Origin of the sequence: Sphingomonas sp. S6 (assembly GCF_043498045.1) — a bacterium.
In the GTDB taxonomy this organism is placed as follows: domain Bacteria; phylum Pseudomonadota; class Alphaproteobacteria; order Sphingomonadales; family Sphingomonadaceae; genus Sphingomonas.
The window spans coordinates 13,732-35,873 of the sequence record NZ_JBIEOE010000023.1 but is presented as its reverse complement, the minus strand read 5'-3'; the positions used below and the strand labels follow the sequence as shown (position 1 = coordinate 35,873).

Below are 22,142 nucleotides of genomic sequence, written 5' to 3'. Positions count from 1 at the left end.
GCGGCAATCCAGAGCCGCACCATGACGCCCTGGATTGCCGCGCTTCGCTCGCAATGACGAACTGGAAAGTTACGCCTGATTCCTGGCCCGCTTCGCCGAACCGTCACGCAGCGCCCAGCGCAGGACGGAGCCGACGCCCGCCATGCCGGCACGGATCATCGGGCGGCGGCCGGGTGGCGGCGTGAGGTCGTGGAGCGTCACGGCCCAGCGCGGCAGCAGGTCGATGCCCGCCGCCATCAACAGTTTTTGCGCGGAGGCGAGCGCAGGCACCGCCACGGGCTGTTCGAGCAGGGCGCGGGCAACCTCGCGCGTGCGATGATCGGCGCGCAGGCGCGGGCGGATCGCGACGAAATACGCGTCCACCTCGGCGCGGCTGCGCGGGACGTCGCGTGCGCCGAGCGCTTCGGCGACGCGGGCATATTCGGCCAGATAGCGGTCCTGCTCCGCCGCGGGATACTCCGGGTCGCGGTAGCGGCGGTGCGCGGCGAGGAAGCTCGCAACCTCGGCGACATGGACGAAGGTGAGCAGCTCGGGATCGTTCGCGCTATAGGGCGTGCCGTCGGGCAGCGTGCCCGCGACGGAAGCGTGGATGCGACGGACGCGGGCGATCATCCGCTCCGCCGTCTCGGTCGAGCCATAGGTCGTCGCCGAGATGAACTGCGCGGTGCGCCGCAGCCGGCCGAGCATGTCGGCACGGAAGTTCGAATGGTCCCACACGCCCGCCAGCGCGCCCGGGTGCAGCATCTGGAGCAGCAGCGCGGCGACGCCGCCCGCCATCATCGCGGTAAAGTCGCCATGCACCACCCAGGCGGCCGAGCCGGGGCCGAACAGGCCGTCGTCGCCGGGCGGGCGGGTGAGATCGACGGTGCCGTCGTCGAAGCCGACGAGCCGATGCACTTCGCGCTGGATCGCGCCGCGCAGATCGCTCATGCTGCTGTCCGTCAATCTCATGCACGTCCAACCGGTTGAGGGGTACAAAAGATGCGGCTGATCGTATCGATGATCGCAGGCCTCGCGATGACCACCGCCGTGGTGGCGCAGGAAAAGGCCGCGCCGGCAGGTAGTGCGATCGGCCGGGCGCTCGCCGATCCGGCGCGCGCCGACCAGTCGGGGGACGATGCGCGGCGCCAGGCGGCGGCGGTGCTCGCCTTTTCGGGCGTGAAGCCGGGTGACGTCGTCATCGATTATCTGCCGGGCGCCGGATATTGGACGCGCATCTTTTCCGGCATCGTCGGGCCGAAGGGCAAGGTGTATGCGCTGTGGCCGGCGGCGGGGGCGAAATATGCCGCGAAGACGCTGCCCGCCTTGCAGGCGCGCGGCCTGGCCAACGTGACCGCAGAGGTGCAGCCGACCAACCTGCCGACCGTACCGCAGTCCGTCGACCTGTTCTGGACGGTGCAGAATTATCACGACATTCCCAACAATGGCGCCGGCGAACCCGCGCTGCGCGCGTTCGACGCGGCGGTGTTCAAACTGCTGAAGAAGGGCGGCACCTATGTCGTCATCGACCATGCCGATGCGCCCGGCACCGGCCTGTCGGGCACCGCGACGCGGCACCGGATCGATCCCGCGGTGGTGCGCCAGCAGATCGAATCGACGGGCTTCCGCTATGTCGGGTCGAGCAATGTGCTCGCCAATCCGGCCGACGATCACACGAAGAACGTCTTCGATCCGGCGATCCGGGGGAAGACCGACCAGTTCGTAATGAAGTTCCGCAAGCCGTAACAGTGTCCTCGTCGTAGGCGCAGCCCGCTTACGTCTTTGGGGTCTTGGCGAACCTCTCGGTCGCTTGCGGCGTTTGGCGCTGCATCTGACCGGGAGAATGCGTGTGTCGTCACTTGCCAACAGCCTGCCCAAGACCCTGCTCGCCGGCGTTGCCGGGGGGATCGTCGCCAGCCTGGCGATGGACCTGTTCCAGAAGGGCGTCGCCGCGGTGGTCGACATGGGCGGCAGCAACGACGATCCCGCCACGGTGCAGGCGGCGGACAGCGTCAGCGAGGCGGTGACGGGCGAGCCGGTGACGCAGAAGCGCCGCGAAAGCGCGGGGGTGCTGGTGCATTACGTGACCGGCGCGGCGCTGGGCGCGGGCTATGCGCTGGCGGCGCGGGTGTGGCCGGAGACGACGGCGGGGTTCGGCACGGCGTTCGGGGTCGGCGTCGCGACGCTGCTGGACGATGTGGCGGTGCCGGCGTTCGGCTGGGGACCGTCGGCCACCGAGACGCCGCCGGCGATGCATGCCTATGGGCTGGCGAGCCACGTCGTGTTCGGCGCGACGCTGGAGGGAACGCGGCGGTTCGTCGAGGCGGTGGATTGAGGCGCTGATCCGCCCGCTTCCCTCCTGCCTCATCCGGGCAAAGGCTGGGATCGTTTGCCGCCGGGGTGTGGCACGGGCCGCTTGAGGCCCCAGCCTTCGCTGGGGCGACGGTTGTCGGGTTGATCGAACGAACGGTCGCGTGATCGCCTTGGGATCGCCGCGCCGGCGATACTGGCTATGCCATCGCCGCGCGTAGCGTTGCCCGGACGCCCGGCGTGCGGGGTTCGTATTCCACCGCGGAATGTAGGCTCTGCGCCATGGCGCGGATCAGCTTGGTGCCGAGGCCGGTGCCCTTGGGCGTCGCTTCGGCCGGCATGCCGCAGCCGTCGTCTTCCACCGCGAGCAGGAAGATGTCGTCGCCGTCGCGGCGCAACAGCACGCGGATTTCGCCGCCGACGCCATCTGGATAGGCGTATTTGCACGCGTTGGTGACGAGTTCGGTGACGATCACGCCGAGCGACACCGCCTTGTCGGTTGGCAGGCGGATCGATTCGGCGACGAGGTGCAGCGTGTTGGCGCCATCGTCGCACGACAGCGTTTCGTTGAGTTCGTCGATCAGCGACTTCAGATAGTCGTGCATGTCGACGCTTTCGACGTCGTTCGCCGAATAGAGCCGGCGGTGGACCTGCGCGATCGCGCCAATGCGCCGCTGCGTATCGTCCAGGGCGGCACGCGCGGCGGGATCGCTGAGGGCGCCCGCCTGTAGCCGCACCATCGCCGACACGAGCTGCAGCGAATTGGCGACGCGGTGGTTCACCTCGGACAGCAAGGTTTCGAGCCGCGCATTGCTGGCGCGCAAATCCTCTTCGGCGCGCGCCTTTTCCCGCGTCAGGCGGCTGCGCTCCAGAACCTGTTCGAAGCTGGCGGTGAGCAGATCGAAGAAGTCCTCGCCCACCGTCTTGACGACATAGTCCGCAGCGCCGGCCTTCAGCGCGGCGATCGCGATCCGGCCCTCGTCCGATCCGGTGACATAGACCACCGGCGGCGGCTCGGGCAGCGCCTTCAGCCGCTCGAGCGTTTCCAGCCCGTCCATTTCCGGCATGTAATGATCGACCGCGACGAGATCGAACGGCTGGCCCGCCGCCAGCATCACGCCCTCCGCGCCGCTTTCGGCGACCGTCACGCTATAGCCGCGCCGTTCGAGCGTGCGCGCCGCCAGCCGGCGCAAACCGGCGTCGTCGTCGATATACAGGACGCTGGCGGGCGCGCTGGGCGGAACCTGGGTCAGGATCAGTGTTCCTCGACCTCGGGGACCTGGATCACCGACAGGAAGAGGCCGAGCTGGCGGATCGCCTGCGCGAAGCTTTCGTAATTCACCGGCTTGGTGATGTAGACGTTGCAGCCCAGATCATAGCAGCGCTGGATTTCGACCTTGTCGTCGGTGGTGGTCAGCACGACGACGGGGGTGCGCTTCAGGGGGCTGTCCTCTGCCTTGATGCGGGCGAGGATGTCGGTGCCGCTCATGTCGGGCAGGTTGAGGTCGAGCAGTACCAGCGCCGGGCCGTTCTTCGCGGGGCCGTCGGGCGCCTCGAACAGGAAGTGCAGCGCCTGGTTGCCGTCGGTGAAATGCTTGATGTCGTTGTTGATGCCGGCGCGGCGGATGTTCTTTTCGATCAGGCGCGCGTGGCCTTCGTCATCCTCGATCATGACGATGCCGACGGATTGATGGGCGTTCATGACGCAATGTCCTGACTGGAAAAGGTGGCGGGAATGTTGAGACGGAAGGTCGATCCTTCGCCCAGCGCGCTGTCGACGTCGATCGTGCCGCCCAGGCGATAGGCCAGCGCGCGGACATGCGCCAGCCCGATCCCCTCGCCGGGCTGGTCCTGCTGGCCCGATCGGCGGAACAGATCGAAGATGCGCTGGTGATCGCGGGCATCGATGCCGCGGCCATTGTCGGCGACCGACACGATCACGCGGTCGCGGCGCTGTTCCGCCGACACGCTGATCGCGCCGGGGCGACCGGGCTGGAGGTATTTGCTCGCATTTTCGATCAGGTTCGACAGGATCTGTTCGATCGCGACGCGGTCGGTCACCACGCGCGGCATCGGCCGCACGACGGTGAGCGTGACGCCGCGATCGTCGAGGACGTGGCGGATCGACCCCTCGATCGTCTCGACCACGGCGGCGAGGTCGATCGCTTCGGGCGTGATGACGCGGCGGCCCTCGCGCGACAGTTTCAGGATGGCGTTGATCAGCCGATCCATCTTCTGCGTCGAGGTGCGGATGAAGCCGATTGCTTCGGGCAGGTCCTCACGCACCGCCAGCCGCGCATCCTCGGTGACGATATCGGGGCATTGCGCCTCCGCCTGCTCGACCAGCGTGGTGAGCGGCGGAATGACCGCGGCGAGTTCGGCGGTGAAGCCCATCACGTTGACCAGCGGCGAGCGCAGGTCGTGGCTGACGATATAGGCGAAGCGCTGGATTTCCTCGTTCGCGCGGCTGAGGTCGGCGGTGCGTTCGGTCACCGTCTCCTCGAGCCGCTCGTTGAACGAACGCAGCGAATCGCGCGAGCTGGCGAGGTCGCGCGTGTAGCGCAGCACGGTGAGCAGCGAGGCGAGCACGACGAACGCGAGGATCACCGCAGCCGCGGCGAGGATGCCGTAGAACAGGCGGACGCTGGCGCGCTGTGCGGCGTTGCGGATCTCGAGCAACCGGCGTTCTTCGCCGCTCATCCGTTCGAACAGGGTGCGGATCACCGTCAGCCGCCGGATGCTGGTTTCCCGTTCGAACGCGGCGAGCGAGTCTGCGCGACGACCGGCATCGACCAAGGCGATCGTGCGGGTGCGCTGATCGAGCAAGGCAGCGACTTCGCGTTGCAGCAGCGTGAAGCTGGCGACCTGACGCGGATTGTCGTGGGTCAGCGATTCCAGCCGGGCGAGCGCAGGCGGCAGCGCCGCGCCCCATTGGCGGTAGGCGTCGCGATAGCGCACGTCGCCGGTCAGCAGATAACCGCGACGCGAGGCTTCGCTTTGTTCGATCAGGCGCCGCGCGGTGCCGATCGCCAGTTCCACCTCATAGGTGTGGCCGACCGTTTCGGTGTGCTGCTCGCCGCGCGCGGTGGCGAGGCCGGCGGCGATGCCTGCCACGATCAGTGCGGCGAAACCCATCACCATGAAGGCGATCAGCACGCGGCCGAAGCGGCCTTCCCTGACGACGAAACGGTTGCGAATGGTGGCGATCACGGGCGCTGCCTTACGCCAGCGTTACGAACCATTCCAGAGGGGTGAGATTATACTACAGCAACAGGTCCTGCGCGCTGGCACGTCCCACGGCGCCACCGCCGCTGCGGCGGTCCATTTCGGCATTGGCGGTGAAGCGGATGTCGGGATCGCGATCGGTCAGGAAGGCCATCAGACTTTCGTGATCGAGCTCGCTCCACGCCTTGCCGCGATGCGGGCCGTAGCGGACGCGCGGGATCAGGCCCGGCGTGCGCGACCAGTCGAGACATTGCGCAAGGCCCGCCTCGTTGAGCTGGTCGCGCAGATGGTGCGCGGTGACATAGGCGTCGGGAAAGGCGCGGTGGACGGGCAGGCCGCGCTGCTGGTCGAGCCCTTCGGGGCGGCGATAATAGCGCAGCACCTGGTTGGAGAAGCTGGGGCTGTCCGGCCACAGGCGCAGCGCGCACTTCCAGGTGCAGATCCACTCCTGGCCGTGGGTCAGGCTGGGCGTGCAGAATTGCTGTTCGAAATCCGCGCGATGCGCGGCGAGCGCGACGCGGCGGGGATAGGGATCGAGCACGCGGCGCGCGACGTCGTGCCACCAGGGCGCGTCGGCGACATCCTCGTCGAGGATGTGGTGGATCGCCTGCGTGATCGGCGGGATGGCACGGCCGGGATTGACGAGGATCGACCCGCCCTCGCCCTGCAGCTCCCACCGGCCGTCGGCGCCGAGCGCGACATCCTGCCAACCGATCTCGCACACGCCATGCGCGGGCGGCGCGCTACCGGTGGTTTCAAGGTCGATGACGCGGACGATCTGGGGCTGGGGACGCATTGCTGGCTAGATGGGGGATATGGACGGATTCTGCCAGCATTTGGTGAGGAGGGGCGGCGACCGGCGCGTCTGATACGGAGGCCATTCCGGTCCGCCCCCTCCGTCACGCCTTCGGCGCGCCACCTCCCCCTGGCGGGGGAGGACTGTCGAGACGGTGAAAGTCGCTGTCGTTCGCGGGGGTGTGGGGTGTGGAAGTACGAGACGGTTCCTCACTCCACCCGTCACCCCGGACTCGTTCCGGGGTCCACCGGGCCGCAAGGGGATGGCAAGAGGCTCAAGCCACCCCCCCCTCGCCGCGGAGTGGACCCCGGAACGAGTCCGGGGTGACGGTGTGGATGCGGCGGCCCGCCGGCCACCCATCCCGCTCCCGATCAGCGATACTCGTCTTCGTCGACGTCCAGTTCGCGCACCCCGCGCTGCCTGCGGGCGCGGTCGACGAGTTTGCGGATGCCTTCGCGGCGTTCGCGGGCGGCGGGGATGTCGCGCAGGACGAACTGCATATTCTGCGTCGTGCGGTCCGATGAGGTGATGGTGATCGTCCCGATATCGGCGATCTGGTTGATGACCGAGAAATCGACGCGCACGTCCTTGATGCGGTAGAGTTCGATTTCGTCGATCGATTTCATGACGAGGCCGCGCTTCACGATCAGCCGCTGGTCGGTGATTTCATAGGCGGCGGCCATGTTTTGCAGCCAGCGTATGGCGATGATGACGATGCCCACGCCGATCGCGCAGCTGAGGATCGTCAGCCAGCCGGTGAAGCTGCCGAGCAGCCAGCGATTGGTGCTCGAGCGGAAGCTGTCGACGGCGCGTTCGGCGCTATAGGATCCCACCATGGCGACGACCCTATCGGGCACGCCTCACCTGTCAATCTGGGGTCTGCCGATCGCGGGCGACGCCGCAGGCGGCTAGGTGCGCGTCGACCTCGGCAACGAGGGCGCCGAGCTCCGCCTGCGAGCCGGCTTCGGCGCGGAGCGTCAGCATATCCTGCGTGTTCGAGGCGCGCAGCAGCCACCAGCCCGCGGGTGTCGTGACGCGGACGCCGTCGATCGCGACGACGGGCGTGCCCGTCGCCTCGACCCGCGCACGCACCGCATCGATCACCCCGGCCTTGCGCGTGGGATCGACGGCAAAGCGCAGGTCGGGCGTGCTGACGAAGGGCGGCATCGCATCGTGCAGCTGCGTGAGCGACCGGCCCGAGCGATGTACCGCGCCGATCAGCTGCACTGCGGCGTACAGCGCGTCGTCGAAACCGTACCAGTCGTGGCCGAAGAAGATGTGGCCCGACAATTCGCCCGCGATCGGCGCGGCGTGGGCGAGCATCGCCTCCTTCATCGGGCTGTGCCCGGTCGCGCCCATCACCGCGGTGCCGCCCAATTCGGCGATACGATCGAAGACGTACGCCGAGGATTTGACGTCGGCGACGACGGTAGCGCCGGGACAGGCGGCGAGGATGGGCTCGATCAGCAGGCCGAGCAGCTGGTCGCCCCACAACACGCGGCCCTTGCCGTCGACCGCGCCGATCCGGTCGCCGTCGCCATCGAAGGCGATGCCGAAGTCGAGGCCTTTGCCCAGCACCAGCGCCTTGAGGTCGGCGAGATTGGCTTCCTCGGTCGGGTCGGGATGATGATTGGGGAAGCGGCCGTCGACGGTTGTGTGGAGCAGGTGATGCTCACCGGGCAGCTGCGCGACGAGCCGCTCCACCGCGGGGCCCGCGGCGCCGTTGCCGCAATCCCAGCCGATGCGGAACGCACCGCCGGCATAACCCGCGAGCAGGCGCGCGACATAAGCGGGCAGGACGTCGTGGTGGGTGACGCTGCCGGTGCCCTCGCTCCATGCCCCGGTGGCGGCGAGGCGGGCGAGATCGACCACGTCGGCGCCGTAGAAGGAGCGGTGGCCGAGCACCATCTTGAAGCCATTGTCGTCGCGCGGATTATGGCTGCCCGTCACATGGATGCCGGCGTCGACGCCCAGCGTCGCTTCGGCGAAATACAGCATCGGCGTGGGGCCGAGGCCGATGCGGACGACGTCCACGCCGCCCGCGACGAGGCCGGCGACCAGCGCGGTTTCGAGGTCGGGCGAGGACAGGCGCCCGTCGCGCCCCACCGCCACGCATGTGCCGCCCGCGGCGCGGACGCGGGTGGCGAAGCTGCGGCCGATCGCGGTCGCGTCGGCGGGGGCGAGATTGCGCCCGACGGTGCCGCGAATGTCATATTCCCGCAGGATCGCGGGCGAGAGGACGTGACTCATGCGGGGCGGCGCAGGCCCTCGATCAGCAGGTCACGCGCCGCGTTGATCTCGCGCGTCGCCGATTCCGATCCCCCGCGATCGGGGTGGAATTCGGCGAGCAGGCGGCGGTGCGCGGCGCGAATTTCGGCCTCGTCCGCCTCTGCCGCGACGCCCAGGATACGGCGCGCGCGCTGCTGCGGGCTGACCGCGGTGCGCTTCGGCTTGCGCCCCAGATAGTGCCATGCGAGCCAGATCAGCCCGATGACGATCAGCCATTTCATGCGGCGATATCGGGGGTCGGCTCGGCGGCCTGGGAATCGGACGGCTGCGAGTCGGATGGCTGGGAGTCGGATGGTTGGGCGGGTTCGGGCAGTTGCAGCGCCGCCATCATCTCGCGCAATTCCTGCCGCGAGGCGACATGGCCCAGGCCCATCGCGCCGAATTCCTTGGCGTCGATCATGGTGAGGCCGGTGGGGAACAGCTCGCGATAGATGACGCGCTCGCCCAGGCCCGGAATGATGCGGAAGCCGACACGCTTCGACAGCTGGGTCAGCGCATCCGACACGCGGCGCATGTTGCGCGCCTCGATATGCTGCAGGCGGTTGCGCAGCACGACCCAGTCGATCTGCGTCCCATCGGCGCGGGCACGCTGCTTGCGCGCGTCCCAGATCAGCTCCGAATAGAAGCTGGGCTTGGTGACGTTGAAGGTTTCGGGATCGACCTGGCCGATCAGGTCAAAATCGACGAAGCTGTCGTTCATCGGCGTGACCAGCGTGTTCGACAGCGCCGCCGCGGTACGCGCGAAATAATCGTCGCGACCGGGGGTGTCGACGATCAGGAAGTCGGCGCCTTCGGACAGGCGATGCCACTTTTCCTCGAACACGTCCTCGTTCGTGCCGTCATGCGTGTCGTGGACAGGCATGGGCAAGGCGCTGCCCTTGCGCTGCATCGTGGCGGCGCGATTGTCGAGGTAGCGGCCGACGGTGCGCTGGCGATGATCGAGGTCGAAGCAGGCGACCTTCGCACCCTTCGCGGCGAGCGCGATGGCGACGTGGACCGCCGTCGTCGACTTGCCGGTGCCGCCCTTTTCATTGGCGAAGACGATGACATGAGGCCCTGCGGGCACGGCTTTTTCCCCAAATCCATTCTTCCGGGTTGCCCGGTTGCTGCCCTCTTCATAGAAGCCGCGCGCTCATTGTTCGAGGGGGTAAACGGTGCAGACAGTTCGAGACCTGGCAGGCTTGCGCGACGCGGTCGCCGCATTCCGCGCCGAAGGGGCGACCATCGCGCTGGTGCCGACGATGGGTGCGCTGCACGCGGGCCATATGGCGCTGATCGAAGCGGCGCGGCGCCCGGGCACGAAGGTGATCGCGTCGATCTTCGTCAACCCCAAGCAATTCGGCCCGACCGAAGACCTCGCCCGTTATCCCCGGCGCGAGGCGGCGGATGCGCGGCTGCTTGCCGAACACGGCTGCGACCTGTTGTGGGCGCCGCCGGTCGAGGTGATGTACCCCGAAGGCTTTGCGACCAACGTCAGCGTCACCGGCGTCAGCGAAGGGCTGGATGGCGCGGCGCGGCCGGGGCATTTCGATGGCGTCGCGACGGTCGTCACCAAGCTGTTCAACCAGACGCGTGCCGACACCGCCTATTTCGGCGAGAAGGATTTCCAGCAGCTCGCCGTGATCCGCCGCTTCGTCGCGGACCTCGACATGGCCATCGAGATCGTTGGCGTGCCGACGCAGCGGGACGACGACGGTCTCGCGCTGTCGTCGCGCAACATCTACCTCGACGAGGAACAGCGGGCGAAGGCGGTCGCGCTGCCGCGGGCGCTGGGCGTCGCGGCGCGCAGCATCGCGCGCGGCGATGATCCCGAAGGCGCGCTGGCGGAGGCGCGCGGCGCGCTGGTCGCGGCGGGGTTCGAGGTGGATTATGTCGCGCTGGCGGATGCCGAAACGCTGGCCGAATCGCCGGCGGCAGACCGGCCGCGGCGGCTGCTCGCGGCGGCGCGGATGGGGACGACGCGGCTGATCGACAATGTGGCGGTCGAGGCAACGCCCTGACGAACATGGTATTTTTCGCGTTAACCATTTCGTAGCGATCGACGCGCCATGGTGGCCTCATGAAAGATAGGGGCGATCCATGGCTAACAGTCTCAAGAGTGCGCAGTTTCTCCTAGAAAGCCGGATCGCCGACGCGATGCGCGGCCGGCCCGAGGCATTGTTCGACCTCGGCGTGTGCTATCAGACCGGGACCGCGGGGGCGGGGATCGATCTGATCGAGGCGCACAAATGGTTCAATCTGGCCGCGGTCGCGGGCCTTGCCGATGCCGCCGATGCGCGCGCCGACGTGGCCGAGGACATGACGGCGCGCGAGATCGCCGAAGCGCAGCGCCAGGCGCGCGCGTGGCTGATGATGACGCAGCGCCGGGCAGCGTAGGCGACTCGATACGGCCTCGTGTCCGTCATCCCGGCGCAGGCCGGGATCCATGGACACCCCGCCGCCGAAGGTTCGCGCACCACAGCCGTCCCGCCACCCTGGATCCCGGCGTCCGCCGGGATGACGAGGGGGGCGTGCCGTTCCCATCCCACTACCGTCATTCCCGCAAAGGCGGGAATCCAGAACCTCTGACCTTTCGGCAAGAGGCGCGACGGCAGCGCGTCTGGAGTCCCGCATTTGCGGGAATGACGAACGTGTGGATCAGTCCGCCTTCTTCTTCGCCGGCGCCTTTTTCGCGGCCGGCTTCTTGGCGGCCGCATCCTTGGCTGCGGGCTTCTTCGCCGCGGCCTTTTTGGCCGGCGCCTTCTTCTTTTTCGCCGGGGCCGCCGCCGCGCGGGCGTCGATTAGCGAGGCGGCTTCCTCCAGCGTCAACGCCTCGGGCGTAATCGATTTGGGGAGCGTCGCGTTCGTCTCGCCGTCGGTGACATAGGGGCCGTAGCGCCCTTCCATCAGCTTGATCTCCGCCTCGGTGCGCGGGTGCTTGCCGAGTTCCTTGAGCGGCGCGCGTGCCGCGCCACGTGCCGGACGGCCACCGCCGGCCGCCGCTTCGGCAAGCTTGACCACCGCGGCGTTCATCCCCGTTTCGAACACGTCGGCGGTCGATTGCAGCCGTGCGTACTTGCCGCCGTGCGCCAGATAGGGGCCATAGCGGCCGATCGAGGCGGTGATCGGCTCGCCCGTCTCCGGGTGATTGCCGATCGTGCGCGGCAGGCTGAGCAGCTTCAACGCCCATTCCAGGTCGAGCTCGCCCGGCAGATCCTTGGGGATCGAGGCGCGCTTGGCGTCCTTGCCTTCGCCCAGCTGGATATAGGGGCCGAACCGCCCCGACTTGCGCTCGACTTCCAGCCCCGTGACGGGGTCCTTGCCCAGGCCCTCGGGGCCGCTGTCCTCACCCGCTTCGGCACCGGCCTGGGCGAAGCGGCGGGTGTATTTGCACTCCGGATAGTTGGAGCAGGCGATGAACGCGCCGAACCGGCCGCCGCGCAGCGCGAGCTTGCCCGCCTCGCACTTCGGGCACAGGCGCGGGTCGCTGCCGTCCGCCTTGTCGGGGAACAGATAGGGCGCGAGGAACTGGTCGAGCTCCGCGGTAATCGCCGACGGCTGCTGCTCCATCACCTCGCTGGTGCGCGGCTTGAAGTCACGCCAGAACGCTTCCAGCACCGCCTGCCATTGCGCGCGGCCGCCGGACACGTCGTCTAGCTCTTCCTCCAGCTCGGCGGTGTAATCGAAGCCAACGTACTTTTCGAAAAAGCGCTCGAGGAACGCCGTGACGAGCCGCCCCGATTCCTCGGCGAAGAAGCGGTTCTTCTCGACGCGGACGTAATTGCGGTCCTTCAGCGTCTTGATGATCGAGGCATAGGTCGACGGACGGCCGATGCCGAGCTCTTCCATCCGCTTGACGAGGCTCGCTTCGGAGAAGCGCGGCGGCGGCTGGGTGAAATGCTGCTCGGCGAGCACGTCCTTCTTCGCGGGCGCATCGCCGTCGCGCAGGCGCGGCAGGCGGCGCGCCTCTTCATCCTGGCTGTCGTCCTGGCCTTCCTCGTACAGCGCGAGGAAGCCGGGGAACAGCACGACCTGCCCGGTCGCGCGCAGCACGTTGCGACCCGTGCCGTCCGCCATCTCGACGGTGGTGCGCTCCATGCGTGCCGAGGCCATTTGGCTGGCGAGCGCGCGCTTCCAGATCAGGTCGTACAGGCGCGCATGATCGCCGCCGCCGACGCGGTCCTTGCTGAAATCGGTCGGGCGGATCGCCTCGTGCGCTTCCTGCGCGTTCTTCGCCTTGGTCTGATACTGGCGCGGGGAATCGGGGACGTAGCCGCCGTCGTAACGCTCGGCGATCGCCTTGCGCGCGGCCGAAATGGCGCTGCCGTCCATCTGCACGCCGTCGGTCCGCATGTAGGTGATCGCGCCATCCTCATACAGTCCCTGCGCGATCCGCATCGTATGGTCGGCGGAGAAACCCAGCTTGCGCGCCGCCTCCTGCTGCAACGTCGAGGTGGTAAAGGGCGGCGGCGGGTTGCGCGTCGCCGGCTTGGTCTCGACCGACTGGACCGAGAAGCGCCCTGCCTCGACCGCGGCCTTCGCCTTCTGCGCGTCGCCTTCGTTGCCGATCGACAGGCGGTCGAGCTTCTTGCCGTCCCACTGGACCAGGCGCGCGGTGAACGGCGTGCCGTCCTGCTCCATGCTGGCGGTGACCGACCAATATTCCTGCGCGCGGAACGCCTCGATCTCGCGCTCGCGGTCGACGATCAGGCGCAGCGCGACCGACTGGACGCGGCCCGCCGACTTGGCGCCGGGCAGCTTGCGCCACAGCACCGGCGAAAGTGTGAAGCCGACGAGATAGTCGAGCGCGCGGCGGGCGCGATAGGCGTCGATCAGGTCGGTATCGAGCTCGCGCGGATTCTGCATGGCGGTCGTCACCGCCGCCTTGGTGATCGCGTTGAAGGTAACGCGCTGCACGTCCTTGGGCAGCGCCTTGCGCCCCTTCAGCACCTCCTGCACGTGCCAGCTGATCGCCTCGCCCTCGCGATCGGGGTCGGTCGCGAGGATCAGGCGGTCGGCGGTCTTCGACAGATCGGCGATGGCTTTCAGCTGCTTCGTCTTGTCGGCGTAATTCTCCCACTCCATCGCGAAGCCCTCGTCCGGGTTCACCGACCCGTCCTTCGCCGGCAGATCGCGGACGTGGCCGTAGGAGGCGAGCACCCGGTAATCCGAGCCGAGGTATTTTTCGATGGTCTTCGCTTTGGCGGGCGATTCGACGATGACGAGCTGCATGGCGGCGATTACGGTCCTTACGTGTACGCGCGAGGGTGGAAAGCCGCCGGGGCGACTGTCAACAGGGGGATGACACCGATGTGGGGATCGACGGGCGTCGAGGACAAGTCGTGAGCGATACGGGCATGAGCAGCGCGGGCGTCGACCATCGCCGCGCGCACCGAGCGCGCGTGCAGCTGGAACGGATGACCTTCTTTTCGGACGCGATCTTCGCGATCGCGATGACGCTGCTGGTGGTCGAGGTGAAGCTGCCAGCACTGCATCATGCGACGGGGCCGGAACTGGGGCAGGCGCTATGGGCGCTGCTGCCCAATTATGTCGGCTTCCTCGTCAGCTTTCTGGTGCTGGGGCGGTTCTGGATCATCCATCACGACGTGATGGGGTTGCTCCGCGCCGCGACGCCGCGGCTGGTGATGGCGAACCTGATGCTGCTGCTCGGCGTCGCGTTCATGCCGTTCCCGACCGCGATCATCAGCGAATATGTGAATTTGCGCGTCGGCATCGGTTTCTACACCGGCTGGCTGATCCTGTTGGGGCTGCTCAACCGCCACCTGATCCGCGTGATCGCGCGGTCGCCGGAGCTGCTGGACGACGACATCGGGGCGCATGAGATCACGCCGCTGCTGCATCGCAGCTGGATCCCCGTGATGATCGGCGTCTGCGCCTTCGCCGCGGGCATGGTGACCTGGGTCGCGGCCCTGGTGGTGCTGGTGGTGGTAAGCCCGATCATCAGCATCGTCGTCGGCCGCTGGGCGGCACGGGCGGGCGGCTGAACCGAAGCTGGCGGTCTGTCCGCTAGCGGGCGAGCAGGCGCCGTTCGAGCACCGTTGCCATGTCGCGCCGCCCGTCCGCGATCACGACCACGAAGACGGTCGTCTCGATCGTCCGATAGATGATCCGATAGGGTGCGCTGACGATCTGGCGATACTCGCGCATGCCGATCGTCTGAAGTTCGGGCGGCACGGAGCCGCGATCCGGAAAGCGGCGCAGCGCGTCGATTCGCCCGATCAGCGTGTCGAGCAACGCGTCCGCCGCGGCCTGTCCGCCATGCGTCAGACGATAGCCATGGATGTGCCGCAGATCCTGTTCCGCACCGCGCGTCAGGCGGACGGCAAAGGGCGCCGTCATCGCGATCAGCCGGCGCGGATCGCGGCGGCGACATCCTCCAGCGCGCGGGTATCGCCGTGTTCGATGTCGATCGTTCCGAGCGCCAGCAGCTTGAGCAGCGCCAGCGTCTCCCGCGTTTCGTCATAGGACGCAACGTCCTGAAGGACTGCCTTCACCTCACCGTTCTGCGTGATCGCAAGAGGTTCGCGGGTTGCGGCGAGTTCCGTCAACACGTCGGCCGCGTGGGCCTTGACGTAGCTGATCGGTTTGACCCGTTCCGCAAAGCCCATACTCGCCTCCAAACCAAATACAGACCGAATATGGTTCGCCTCGATCTAGAAGGCAAGGCTCACCCGTCCGCCGGCGTGGCGTTCCAGCCGGCCGGCGAGTTCCAGTTCGAGCAATACGGTCTGGAGGATCGCGGGGGCGATGCCGCTCTGGCGGATCAGTTCGTCGACGGTGACCGGCACGGGCCCGAGCAGAGCGGTCACGCGGCGGCGGTCGGTGTCGTCGGCGTCTGCGGGGGGCGGGCCGCCATAGCTGGCCGTGGGCGCGCGGACGCTGCGCGGGTCGATAGGGCGCAATTGTTCGAGGACGTCGGCGGCCGTCTGGATCAGCGTGGCGCCGTCGCGGATCAGCAGGTTGCAGCCTTGGGCGCGCGGATCGAGCGGGCTGCCGGGGACGGCCATGACCTCGCGGCCCGCTTCGCCCGCCAGCCGCGCGGTGATGAGCGAGCCGGAACGGGGCGCGGCCTCCACCACCACCGTGCCGAGCGACAGGCCGGCGATGATGCGGTTGCGCGAGGGGAAGTTGCGGGCGAGCGGCTGCGTGCCGGGCGGCTGTTCGGCGACCAGCAGCGCGCCGGCTGCGACTTCTTCCTGCACGTCGCGATTTTCGGGTGGGAAGGTGACGTCGATACCGCTGGCGATGACGCCGATCGTATTCGGCATCGCTCCGACATGCGCGGCGGTGTCGATGCCACGGGCAAGGCCGGAGACGACGGTCGCCCCTTCGGCTGCCAGATCGTGTGCGAGGCTGCGGGCGAAGCGGCAGGCGGCGGCCGAGGCATTGCGCGCGCCGACGATCGCGACGCAGAGGCGGCTGGCAAGCGACAGGTCACCGCGGACGATCAGCGCGGGCGGCGCGGTGTCGATCTCGGCGAGCAGCGGCGGATAGTCGGCATCGTCGAGGAAGACGTAGCGCGCGCCAAGTCTAGCCGTCGTCGCCAGCTCACGCTCGACCAGTCCCGCGTCGGCGAAGCAGGGCGCGGCACCGCCGCCGCGCCGGGCGAGCGTCGGCAGCATGTCGAGCGCGGCTTCGGGCGTCCCGAACCGGGCGATCAACTGGCGATAGGTAACGGGGCCGATCCCCGCGGTCCGGATCAGGCGAAGGCGCGCGAGATCGCGCTCGGCCACGCTCAGTCGTCCTGTGGGCCGTCCGCCGCGGCGCGCTTGCCGCCGCCGATGCGCGGTTCGGTGCCGTTGGCGATCCGCTCGATATTCTCGCGATGCTTCCACAGCACGATCGCGGCGAGCGCAAGCAGCAGCATGACGAGATCGAACCGGCCGAAGATCGCACCGCTGACCGGCGCGCTGACCGCCGCGGCCATGCCTGCGACCGACGAGATGCGTACCGTGGCGAGCAGTCCCAGCCAGACGACGGCATAGACCAGCCCCATCGGCCAGTGCAGCGCGAGCACGATGCCCATCAGCGTCGCAACGCCCTTGCCACCGCGGAAGCGCAGCCAGACGGGGTAGCAATGGCCGACGAAGGCGGCGGCGGCGGCGACCATCTGTTCGCCCGGAAAGAGCCAGCTGACGAGCCAGACGGCGGCGGCGCCCTTCAGCAGGTCGAGCAGCAGCGTCGCCGCGGCAAGGCCCTTGCGCCCGGTCCGCAGCACGTTGGTCGCGCCGATATTGCCCGATCCGATGGCGCGCAGGTCGCCCGCGCCGCCAAGCCGCGTCAGGATCACGCCGAACGGGATCGAGCCCAGCAGATAGCCGAGCACCAGCGCCGCGGTCGGTGCCATCCAGAGGATTTCTGTCTGCAAGTGTGCCCCTTCGTGCCTGGCCCCACCATAGCGGCATCGGACCGGCTTGGCCAAGGGGGGCGGACTTGCGGCGGGCGGCGCGGTGGCTATGCACGCGGTCGATGGATATGCGACCGATCCTGTTCTTCGATTCCGGTGTCGGCGGCCTGTCGGTGGTCGCGCCGACTCAAGGACTGCTGCCGTTCGCGCCGATCGTCTATGCGGCCGATTCGGCGGGCTTTCCTTATGGCACCAAGACGGAAGGCGAGATTGCGGCACGCGTGCCGGCGCTGCTCGGGCGACTGGTCGAACGCTATCGCCCCCGGCTGGTGGTGATCGCGTGCAACACCGCCTCGACGATCGCGCTGCCGGTGGTGCGCACGGCGCTCGACGTGCCGGTGGTGGGGACGGTGCCCGCTATCAAGCCGGCGGCCGCCATGAGCGTCACGCGCGTCATCGGCGTGCTGGGGACGCAGGCGACGGTGCGGCAGGCCTATGTCGACGATCTGGCGGCGCGCTTTGCCGGCGACTGCACGGTGCTGCGCCACGGATCGGCAGCGCTGGTCGAGCTGGCGGAGGAAACGCTGGCCGGGAAGGCGCCGGCGACGGAGCGGTTCGCGGCGGCGCTCGCCGGGTTGATCGAGCAGCCGGGGGGCGATCGGATCGATGTGATCGTCAACGCCTGCACGCATTTCCCGCTGGTCGAGGCGCAGCTGGCGGCGGTGGCGCCGGCGGGGGTGCGCTTCATCGATGGCGGGCCGGGAATCGCGCGGCGGATCGCATCGCTGACCGACGGGCAGGCTTGGCCGGCGGAGGCGCCGGTGCATCGCGCGGTGTTCACGCGACTGGGAGAGACGGAGCGGGCGCTGGAACCGGCGCTGGCGCGGTACGGAATCGGGGTGGTGGAGGCGTTGTAAGGCTTCACGCTCACCCCGCTCGCTCCGTCACCCCGGACTCGTTCCGGGGTCCACCGGGCCGCGGAGGGATGCTTCGAGCTTCCAGCCATCCCCCTCGCAGCGGAGTGGACCCCGGAACGAGTCCGGGGTGACGGGGGGTGGGAAGCGACGTTCCGCTGCGGTCGGGTGGGACAAAATGCCCAACCCTTCGATCACCCTGACCTGTTTTATCCGCTGGCAACACTGCCGCACGCGCGATACACGAGCATCCCATGAACAGCGACGGCACGGACACGCGCGTGGACTATTCGCGCGTTTTCACCCAGGCGATCGACCGCCTTCATGCCGAGGGACGCTATCGCGTCTTCATCGACATCCTCCGCAACAAGGGGATGTTCCCCAATGCGCGCTGTTTCGCGGGGCATAATGGCCCCAAGCCGATCACAGTCTGGTGTTCGAACGACTATCTGGCGATGGGCCAGCATCCCGACGTGATCGCCGCGATGGAAGAGGCGCTGCACGACGTCGGTGCCGGATCGGGCGGCACGCGCAACATCGGCGGCAACACGCACTATCATGTCGATCTGGAAGGCGAACTCGCCGACCTGCACGGCAAGGAAGGCGCATTGCTGTTCACCAGCGGCTATGTGTCGAACGAGGCGACGCTGTCGACGCTCGCCAAGATCCTGCCGGGCTGCGTGATCTTTTCGGACGAGCTGAACCACGCCTCGATGATCGCCGGCATCCGCAATGCCGGGTGCGAGAAGCGCATCTTCCGCCACAACGACCTCGCGCATCTCGAGGAACTGCTCGCCGCCGAGGACCCGGCGGTGCCGAAGCTGATCGCGTTCGAGAGCGTCTATTCGATGGAAGCCGACATCGCGCCGATCGCCGCGATCTGCGACCTCGCCGACAAATACAATGCGCTGACCTATCTCGACGAAGTCCATGCGGTCGGCATGTACGGCGCGCGCGGCGGCGGCATTTCCGAACAGGAAGGCGTCGCGCACCGGCTGACGATCATCGAGGGTACGCTGGGCAAGGCGTTCGGCGTGATGGGCGGCTATATCGCCGCCGACCAGACGATCATCGACGTGATCCGCTCCTACGCGCCGGGCTTCATCTTCACCACCAGCCTGTCGCCGGTGCTGGTCGCGGGCGTGCTGGCGAGCGTGCGGCACCTGAAGGCCTCCAGCGTCGAGCGCGAAGGCCAGCAGGCGTCGGCAGCGCTGCTCAAGACGATGCTGAGCGAGGCCGGTTTGCCGGTGATGCTGGGCGACACGCATATCGTGCCGGTGCTGGTCGGCGATCCGGTAAAGGCGAAGCGGATCAGCGACATCCTGCTCGCCGAATATGGCGTCTACGTGCAGCCGATCAATTATCCCACCGTGCCGCGCGGCACCGAGCGGCTGCGCTTCACGCCGGGCCCGAGCCACACGCCCGAGATGATGCGCGAGCTGACCGACGCGCTGGTCGAAATCTGGAGCCGGCTGGAACTGCGCAAGGCCGCCTGAGGGGCTGTCTCGATAATCCCGTCGTCCTTGCGGAGGCGGGGGCATCTCTCTCGCGTCGTCCTCAATCGCGCAAAGATTCCAGTCTTCGCTGGGACGGCGCAGGCTTCGACGTTCAGGCCGCCAACGCCCCGCACAATGCGCCGATCGCGATGGTCAGGCTGCCCAGCCCCAGCGACAAGGGAACACGCAGCGCCATCCAGCCGCTGGGCGTGATCCCTTGCTCGGTCAGCCGGCGATCGACCAGCAGCGTCAGCAGCACGGCGACGCCCAACAGGACGAGCGCCAGCGACAGCGAGATAACCCCGCCCACCGACAGCAGGATCAGGCACGCCGCGACGATCGAGGGCGCGACCGCGAGGCAGGCGATCTCGCCCTGCCGGACCCCGGCGCACATCGCGAATCCCCACCAGATCCCACCCAGGAAACTCAGAATCAGCGCGGCATAGCCGAACGCGAACATGCCACCCGTCTGCGTCGTCTGGTCGAAGGCGCAAGTGGCCGCGGCGGACACCTGCGGCAGCAGCCCGGCATAACCGAGGATCATCGCCGATTCGCCGACGGCGCCGGTGATGCTCGGGCTGCCGGCGTCGGTTCCGATCGCCCCGGTGGTGGTGGTGGATCCGCGCTCAGGCATCGGATCGCCAGCCGGATCGCAGGCGGGGCAGGCAGCTGGGGTGGGCGCGATCTTGATCCATGTTTCCCCAAGCGCGCGACCGGCGCGCGCGTTCCCAAGCGCCATCGTCTCCCGATGCCTTTCCCCGCATCGGCTGTGGCATTTGCGTGACGGTGGCGCTAAGGCGCCGCGCATCGCTTCCTCATCACAGCCGGGACGCCGCTTCGCCTTGCGCATCGCCTTCGCCTCCGATCACGCCGCCGTCGCGCTGAAGGCGCTGCTGGTGGAGCACGCCGCCACGCTGGGTCACGAGACCGTCGATCTGGGGCCGGACACCGACGCGCGCGTCGACTATCCCGATTACGGCTACAAGCTGGCCGATGCGGTCGCGCACGGCGAGGCTGCGTTCGGCGTGGCGCTGTGCGGATCGGGGATCGGCATTTCGATCGCGGTCAATCGCAATCCGGCGTGCCGTTGTGCGCTGGTCACCGAACCGCTCGCCGCGTCGCTCGCGCGCAACCACAACGACGCCAACGTCATCGCGATGGGCGCCCGGCTGATCGGGCCGGACCTTGCGAAGGCGTGCCTCGAAGCCTTTCTCGCCGCTCCGTTCGAGGGCGGCCGTCACCAGGCCCGTGTCGACAAACTGTCGCAAAAGGATTGATCCGATGAGCACCCAGCCCAACGCCATGAGCGATATCCGGTCCGACGGCTTCTTCAGCCAGACCCTCGCCGATGCCGATCCCGCGGTCTTCGCCGGCATTTCGCACGAACTGACCCGCGAACAGACGCAGATCGAGCTGATCGCGTCGGAAAACATCGTGTCGAAGGCGGTGCTGGAAGCGCAGGGGTCGGTCTTCACCAACAAATATGCCGAAGGCTATCCGGGCAAGCGCTATTATCAGGGCTGCGCGCCGTCGGACGAGGTCGAGAGCCTCGCGATCGAGCGCGCCAAGCAGATCTTCGGCTGCGGCTTCGTCAACGTGCAGCCGCATTCGGGCGCGCAGGCGAACGGCGCAGTGATGCTGGCGCTGGTCAAGCCGGGCGAGACGATCCTGGGCATGAGCCTGGATGCCGGCGGTCACCTGACGCACGGCGCAAAGGCGGCGATGAGCGGCAAGTGGTTCAATGCGGTCCAGTATGGCGTCGATCCCGACACGCACCTGATCGACTATGACGCCGTCGAGGCCCTGGCGGTCGAGCACCAGCCCAAGCTCATCATCGCGGGCGGTTCGGCCTATCCGCGCGTCATCGACTTCGCCCGCTTCCGTGCCATCGCGGACAAGGTCGGCGCGTACTTCATGGTCGACATGGCGCACTTCGCCGGCATCGTCGCCGCCGGGCTGCACCCGACCCCGTTCGGCCATGCGCATGTCGTCACCACGACGACGCACAAGACGCTGCGCGGCCCCCGCGGCGGCATGATCATGACCGACGACGAGGCACTGGCGAAGAAGATCAACTCGGCAGTCTTCCCGGGGCTGCAGGGCGGCCCGTTGATGCACGTCATCGCCGCCAAGGCGGTCGCGTTCGGCGAGGCGCTGCGCCCCGACTACAAGAGCTACATCGCCGCGGTGGTCGAGAACGCCAAGGTGCTCGCCGCCACGCTGAAGGAGCGCGGCGCCGACGTGATCGCGGGCGGCACCGACACGCACCTGGCGCTCATCGACCTGCGCCCGCTCGGCATCACCGGCAAGGACGCGGACGAGGCGCTGGAGCGTGCGGGCATCACCTGCAACAAGAACGGCATCCCCAACGATCCGCTGCCGCCGATGAAGACCAGCGGCATCCGCGTCGGTTCGCCCGCCGGCACCACGCGCGGCTTCGGCCCGGCGGAGTTCCGCGAGATCGGCAACATGGTCGCCGACGTGCTGGACGGTCTTGCAAAGAAGGGCGAACACGGGGACCCCGACGTCGAGGCAAACGTTCGGGATCGTGTGCGTGACCTGTGCGCGCGCTTCCCCATCTACGAAGGATAACAGATGTCGAAGATCGACGAGGTGCAGAGCACCGTGAAGAACACGCCCGGCCTGGGCAAGAAGATGGCCAAGTATGGCGCGATCGGCGCCGTGGTGGCGATCCCCGTGCCGTTCGTCGGCCCGGTGCTGGGCGCGTTGGTTGGCGCGGGCGTTGCCTATGCCCGCCGCAACAAGATCTGAGGACGCGTACGACC

The 22,142-nt window shown here is 68.1% G+C and carries 25 protein-coding genes; 10 read left to right on the top strand and 15 right to left on the bottom strand.

Annotation, left to right across the window (positions count from 1 at the left end; all coding sequences use genetic code 11):
- Positions 1–69 precede the first annotated feature (69 nt).
- Positions 70–930: an oxygenase MpaB family protein gene (locus tag ACGVWT_RS18170; RefSeq protein WP_315462632.1), complete on the bottom strand. Its 861-nt coding sequence runs from the start codon at positions 928–930 to the stop codon at positions 70–72.
- Between the two features lie 51 nt (positions 931–981).
- On the opposite strand from ACGVWT_RS18170, the gene ACGVWT_RS18165 reads away from it, so the two are divergent.
- The gene (locus tag ACGVWT_RS18165; RefSeq protein WP_116462874.1) at positions 982–1,725 is read left to right on the top strand and encodes a class I SAM-dependent methyltransferase; all 744 of its coding nucleotides are present in this window, start codon (positions 982–984) and stop codon (positions 1,723–1,725) included.
- Positions 1,726–1,822: 97 nt separating this feature from the next.
- Positions 1,823–2,314, top strand: coding sequence for a DUF1440 domain-containing protein (locus ACGVWT_RS18160; protein WP_315462633.1), 492 nt, complete (start codon positions 1,823–1,825; stop codon positions 2,312–2,314).
- A 175-nt stretch (positions 2,315–2,489) separates the two neighbouring features.
- Here ACGVWT_RS18160 and ACGVWT_RS18155 read toward each other — a convergent pair whose 3' ends face one another.
- From ACGVWT_RS18155 to ACGVWT_RS18120, 8 genes are all read right to left on the bottom strand, one after another.
- Positions 2,490–3,542, bottom strand: coding sequence for a sensor histidine kinase (locus ACGVWT_RS18155; protein ID WP_165800945.1), 1,053 nt, complete (start codon positions 3,540–3,542; stop codon positions 2,490–2,492).
- Positions 3,543–3,544: 2 nt separating this feature from the next.
- Positions 3,545–3,991, bottom strand: coding sequence for a response regulator (locus tag ACGVWT_RS18150; protein WP_116462871.1), 447 nt, complete (start codon positions 3,989–3,991; stop codon positions 3,545–3,547).
- The gene (locus ACGVWT_RS18145) at positions 3,988–5,499 is read right to left on the bottom strand and encodes an ATP-binding protein (RefSeq protein WP_315462634.1); all 1,512 of its coding nucleotides are present in this window, start codon (positions 5,497–5,499) and stop codon (positions 3,988–3,990) included. The genes ACGVWT_RS18150 and ACGVWT_RS18145 overlap by 4 nt, the downstream gene beginning before the upstream one ends.
- A gap of 52 nt (positions 5,500–5,551) precedes the next feature.
- Positions 5,552–6,310, bottom strand: a complete 759-nt coding sequence (locus ACGVWT_RS18140) for an exonuclease domain-containing protein (RefSeq protein ID WP_116462869.1) — start codon at positions 6,308–6,310, stop codon at positions 5,552–5,554.
- A 371-nt stretch (positions 6,311–6,681) separates the two neighbouring features.
- Complete coding sequence (locus ACGVWT_RS18135) at positions 6,682–7,146, bottom strand: PH domain-containing protein (RefSeq protein WP_315462635.1); 465 nt, start codon at positions 7,144–7,146, stop codon at positions 6,682–6,684.
- A 31-nt stretch (positions 7,147–7,177) separates the two neighbouring features.
- Entirely contained in the window at positions 7,178–8,560 is a 1,383-nt protein-coding gene (gene pgmG, locus ACGVWT_RS18130) for a phosphoglucomutase/phosphomannomutase PgmG (protein ID WP_315462636.1), read from the bottom strand.
- Positions 8,557–8,820 (bottom strand): J domain-containing protein, encoded by a 264-nt coding sequence (locus ACGVWT_RS18125; protein ID WP_116462866.1) that lies wholly within the window; start codon positions 8,818–8,820, stop codon positions 8,557–8,559. Before ACGVWT_RS18125 ends, pgmG begins: the two co-directional genes overlap by 4 nt.
- Entirely contained in the window at positions 8,817–9,665 is an 849-nt protein-coding gene (locus ACGVWT_RS18120) for a division plane positioning ATPase MipZ (RefSeq protein WP_315462637.1), read from the bottom strand. Before ACGVWT_RS18120 ends, ACGVWT_RS18125 begins: the two co-directional genes overlap by 4 nt.
- 88 nt (positions 9,666–9,753) lie before the next feature.
- Between ACGVWT_RS18120 and panC the strand changes: the two genes are divergently transcribed.
- Both panC and ACGVWT_RS18110 read left to right on the top strand, forming a co-directional pair.
- On the top strand, positions 9,754–10,599 hold the full coding sequence (gene panC, locus ACGVWT_RS18115; RefSeq protein ID WP_315462638.1) for a pantoate--beta-alanine ligase: 846 nt from the start codon (positions 9,754–9,756) through the stop codon (positions 10,597–10,599).
- Positions 10,600–10,678: 79 nt separating this feature from the next.
- A complete protein-coding gene (locus tag ACGVWT_RS18110) occupies positions 10,679–10,975 on the top strand; it encodes a hypothetical protein (RefSeq protein ID WP_116462863.1) in 297 nt (98 codons plus the stop codon).
- A gap of 261 nt (positions 10,976–11,236) precedes the next feature.
- Here the strand turns inward: ACGVWT_RS18110 and topA are convergent, their stop codons facing one another.
- Positions 11,237–13,810: a type I DNA topoisomerase gene (gene topA, locus ACGVWT_RS18105; protein WP_315462639.1), complete on the bottom strand. Its 2,574-nt coding sequence runs from the start codon at positions 13,808–13,810 to the stop codon at positions 11,237–11,239.
- A gap of 110 nt (positions 13,811–13,920) precedes the next feature.
- On the opposite strand from topA, the gene ACGVWT_RS18100 reads away from it, so the two are divergent.
- Positions 13,921–14,583, top strand: a complete 663-nt coding sequence (locus ACGVWT_RS18100; RefSeq protein WP_243403051.1) for a TMEM175 family protein — start codon at positions 13,921–13,923, stop codon at positions 14,581–14,583.
- Positions 14,584–14,605: 22 nt separating this feature from the next.
- Here ACGVWT_RS18100 and ACGVWT_RS18095 read toward each other — a convergent pair whose 3' ends face one another.
- Genes ACGVWT_RS18095 through plsY form a run of 4 tightly spaced genes read right to left on the bottom strand, consistent with a single transcriptional unit; the run spans position 14,606 to position 16,946 of the window.
- Positions 14,606–14,938, bottom strand: coding sequence for a type II toxin-antitoxin system RelE/ParE family toxin (locus ACGVWT_RS18095; RefSeq protein WP_315462640.1), 333 nt, complete (start codon positions 14,936–14,938; stop codon positions 14,606–14,608).
- A gap of 5 nt (positions 14,939–14,943) precedes the next feature.
- Positions 14,944–15,207: a type II toxin-antitoxin system Phd/YefM family antitoxin gene (locus tag ACGVWT_RS18090; RefSeq protein WP_024310423.1), complete on the bottom strand. Its 264-nt coding sequence runs from the start codon at positions 15,205–15,207 to the stop codon at positions 14,944–14,946.
- Between the two features lie 45 nt (positions 15,208–15,252).
- Positions 15,253–16,338 (bottom strand): DNA-processing protein DprA, encoded by a 1,086-nt coding sequence (dprA, locus tag ACGVWT_RS18085; protein ID WP_394427630.1) that lies wholly within the window; start codon positions 16,336–16,338, stop codon positions 15,253–15,255.
- The gene (plsY, locus tag ACGVWT_RS18080; RefSeq protein WP_116462859.1) at positions 16,335–16,946 is read right to left on the bottom strand and encodes a glycerol-3-phosphate 1-O-acyltransferase PlsY; all 612 of its coding nucleotides are present in this window, start codon (positions 16,944–16,946) and stop codon (positions 16,335–16,337) included. Before plsY ends, dprA begins: the two co-directional genes overlap by 4 nt.
- Positions 16,947–17,068: 122 nt before the next feature.
- Between plsY and murI the strand changes: the two genes are divergently transcribed.
- Together murI and hemA are read left to right on the top strand one after the other, a co-directional pair.
- A complete protein-coding gene (murI, locus tag ACGVWT_RS18075; protein ID WP_315462642.1) occupies positions 17,069–17,863 on the top strand; it encodes a glutamate racemase in 795 nt (264 codons plus the stop codon).
- Positions 17,864–18,114: 251 nt separating this feature from the next.
- Positions 18,115–19,356, top strand: a complete 1,242-nt coding sequence (hemA, locus tag ACGVWT_RS18070; RefSeq protein WP_315462643.1) for a 5-aminolevulinate synthase — start codon at positions 18,115–18,117, stop codon at positions 19,354–19,356.
- Positions 19,357–19,468: 112 nt separating this feature from the next.
- On the opposite strand, the gene ACGVWT_RS18065 is transcribed toward hemA, so the two are convergent.
- A complete protein-coding gene (locus ACGVWT_RS18065; protein WP_315471968.1) occupies positions 19,469–20,206 on the bottom strand; it encodes a DUF3429 domain-containing protein in 738 nt (245 codons plus the stop codon).
- Between ACGVWT_RS18065 and rpiB the strand changes: the two genes are divergently transcribed.
- The 3 genes from rpiB to ACGVWT_RS18050 are packed head-to-tail and all read left to right on the top strand — an operon-like array spanning position 20,199 to position 22,128.
- A complete protein-coding gene (rpiB, locus tag ACGVWT_RS18060; protein ID WP_315462645.1) occupies positions 20,199–20,633 on the top strand; it encodes a ribose 5-phosphate isomerase B in 435 nt (144 codons plus the stop codon). The two genes, ACGVWT_RS18065 and rpiB, sit on opposite strands and share 8 nt — an antisense overlap.
- A gap of 4 nt (positions 20,634–20,637) precedes the next feature.
- A complete protein-coding gene (gene glyA / locus ACGVWT_RS18055) occupies positions 20,638–21,948 on the top strand; it encodes a serine hydroxymethyltransferase (protein ID WP_315462646.1) in 1,311 nt (436 codons plus the stop codon).
- A gap of 3 nt (positions 21,949–21,951) precedes the next feature.
- Positions 21,952–22,128, top strand: a complete 177-nt coding sequence (locus tag ACGVWT_RS18050) for a small multi-drug export protein (protein ID WP_017977334.1) — start codon at positions 21,952–21,954, stop codon at positions 22,126–22,128.
- The last annotated feature ends 14 nt before the right edge of the window (positions 22,129–22,142 follow it).

What these genes read in the sequence shown, in the direction of transcription:
- ACGVWT_RS18170 (WP_315462632.1), bottom strand. Translation starts at nt 930, where the DNA reads ATGAGCGATCTGCGCGGCGCGATCCAGCGCGAAGTGCATCGGCTCGTC.
- ACGVWT_RS18165 (WP_116462874.1), top strand. Translation starts at nt 982, where the DNA reads ATGCGGCTGATCGTATCGATGATCGCAGGCCTCGCGATGACCACCGCC.
- ACGVWT_RS18160 (WP_315462633.1), top strand. Translation starts at nt 1,823, where the DNA reads ATGCGTGTGTCGTCACTTGCCAACAGCCTGCCCAAGACCCTGCTCGCC.
- ACGVWT_RS18150 (WP_116462871.1), bottom strand. Translation starts at nt 3,991, where the DNA reads ATGAACGCCCATCAATCCGTCGGCATCGTCATGATCGAGGATGACGAA.
- ACGVWT_RS18140 (WP_116462869.1), bottom strand. Translation starts at nt 6,310, where the DNA reads ATGCGTCCCCAGCCCCAGATCGTCCGCGTCATCGACCTTGAAACCACC.
- ACGVWT_RS18135 (WP_315462635.1), bottom strand. Translation starts at nt 7,146, where the DNA reads ATGGTGGGATCCTATAGCGCCGAACGCGCCGTCGACAGCTTCCGCTCG.
- pgmG (WP_315462636.1), bottom strand. Translation starts at nt 8,560, where the DNA reads ATGAGTCACGTCCTCTCGCCCGCGATCCTGCGGGAATATGACATTCGC.
- ACGVWT_RS18125 (WP_116462866.1), bottom strand. Translation starts at nt 8,820, where the DNA reads ATGAAATGGCTGATCGTCATCGGGCTGATCTGGCTCGCATGGCACTAT.
- ACGVWT_RS18110 (WP_116462863.1), top strand. Translation starts at nt 10,679, where the DNA reads ATGGCTAACAGTCTCAAGAGTGCGCAGTTTCTCCTAGAAAGCCGGATC.
- topA (WP_315462639.1), bottom strand. Translation starts at nt 13,810, where the DNA reads ATGCAGCTCGTCATCGTCGAATCGCCCGCCAAAGCGAAGACCATCGAA.
- ACGVWT_RS18095 (WP_315462640.1), bottom strand. Translation starts at nt 14,938, where the DNA reads ATGACGGCGCCCTTTGCCGTCCGCCTGACGCGCGGTGCGGAACAGGAT.
- ACGVWT_RS18090 (WP_024310423.1), bottom strand. Translation starts at nt 15,207, where the DNA reads ATGGGCTTTGCGGAACGGGTCAAACCGATCAGCTACGTCAAGGCCCAC.
- plsY (WP_116462859.1), bottom strand. Translation starts at nt 16,946, where the DNA reads ATGGCACCGACCGCGGCGCTGGTGCTCGGCTATCTGCTGGGCTCGATC.
- murI (WP_315462642.1), top strand. Translation starts at nt 17,069, where the DNA reads ATGGATATGCGACCGATCCTGTTCTTCGATTCCGGTGTCGGCGGCCTG.
- hemA (WP_315462643.1), top strand. Translation starts at nt 18,115, where the DNA reads ATGAACAGCGACGGCACGGACACGCGCGTGGACTATTCGCGCGTTTTC.
- ACGVWT_RS18065 (WP_315471968.1), bottom strand. Translation starts at nt 20,206, where the DNA reads ATGCGCAAGGCGAAGCGGCGTCCCGGCTGTGATGAGGAAGCGATGCGC.
- glyA (WP_315462646.1), top strand. Translation starts at nt 20,638, where the DNA reads ATGAGCACCCAGCCCAACGCCATGAGCGATATCCGGTCCGACGGCTTC.
- ACGVWT_RS18050 (WP_017977334.1), top strand. Translation starts at nt 21,952, where the DNA reads ATGTCGAAGATCGACGAGGTGCAGAGCACCGTGAAGAACACGCCCGGC.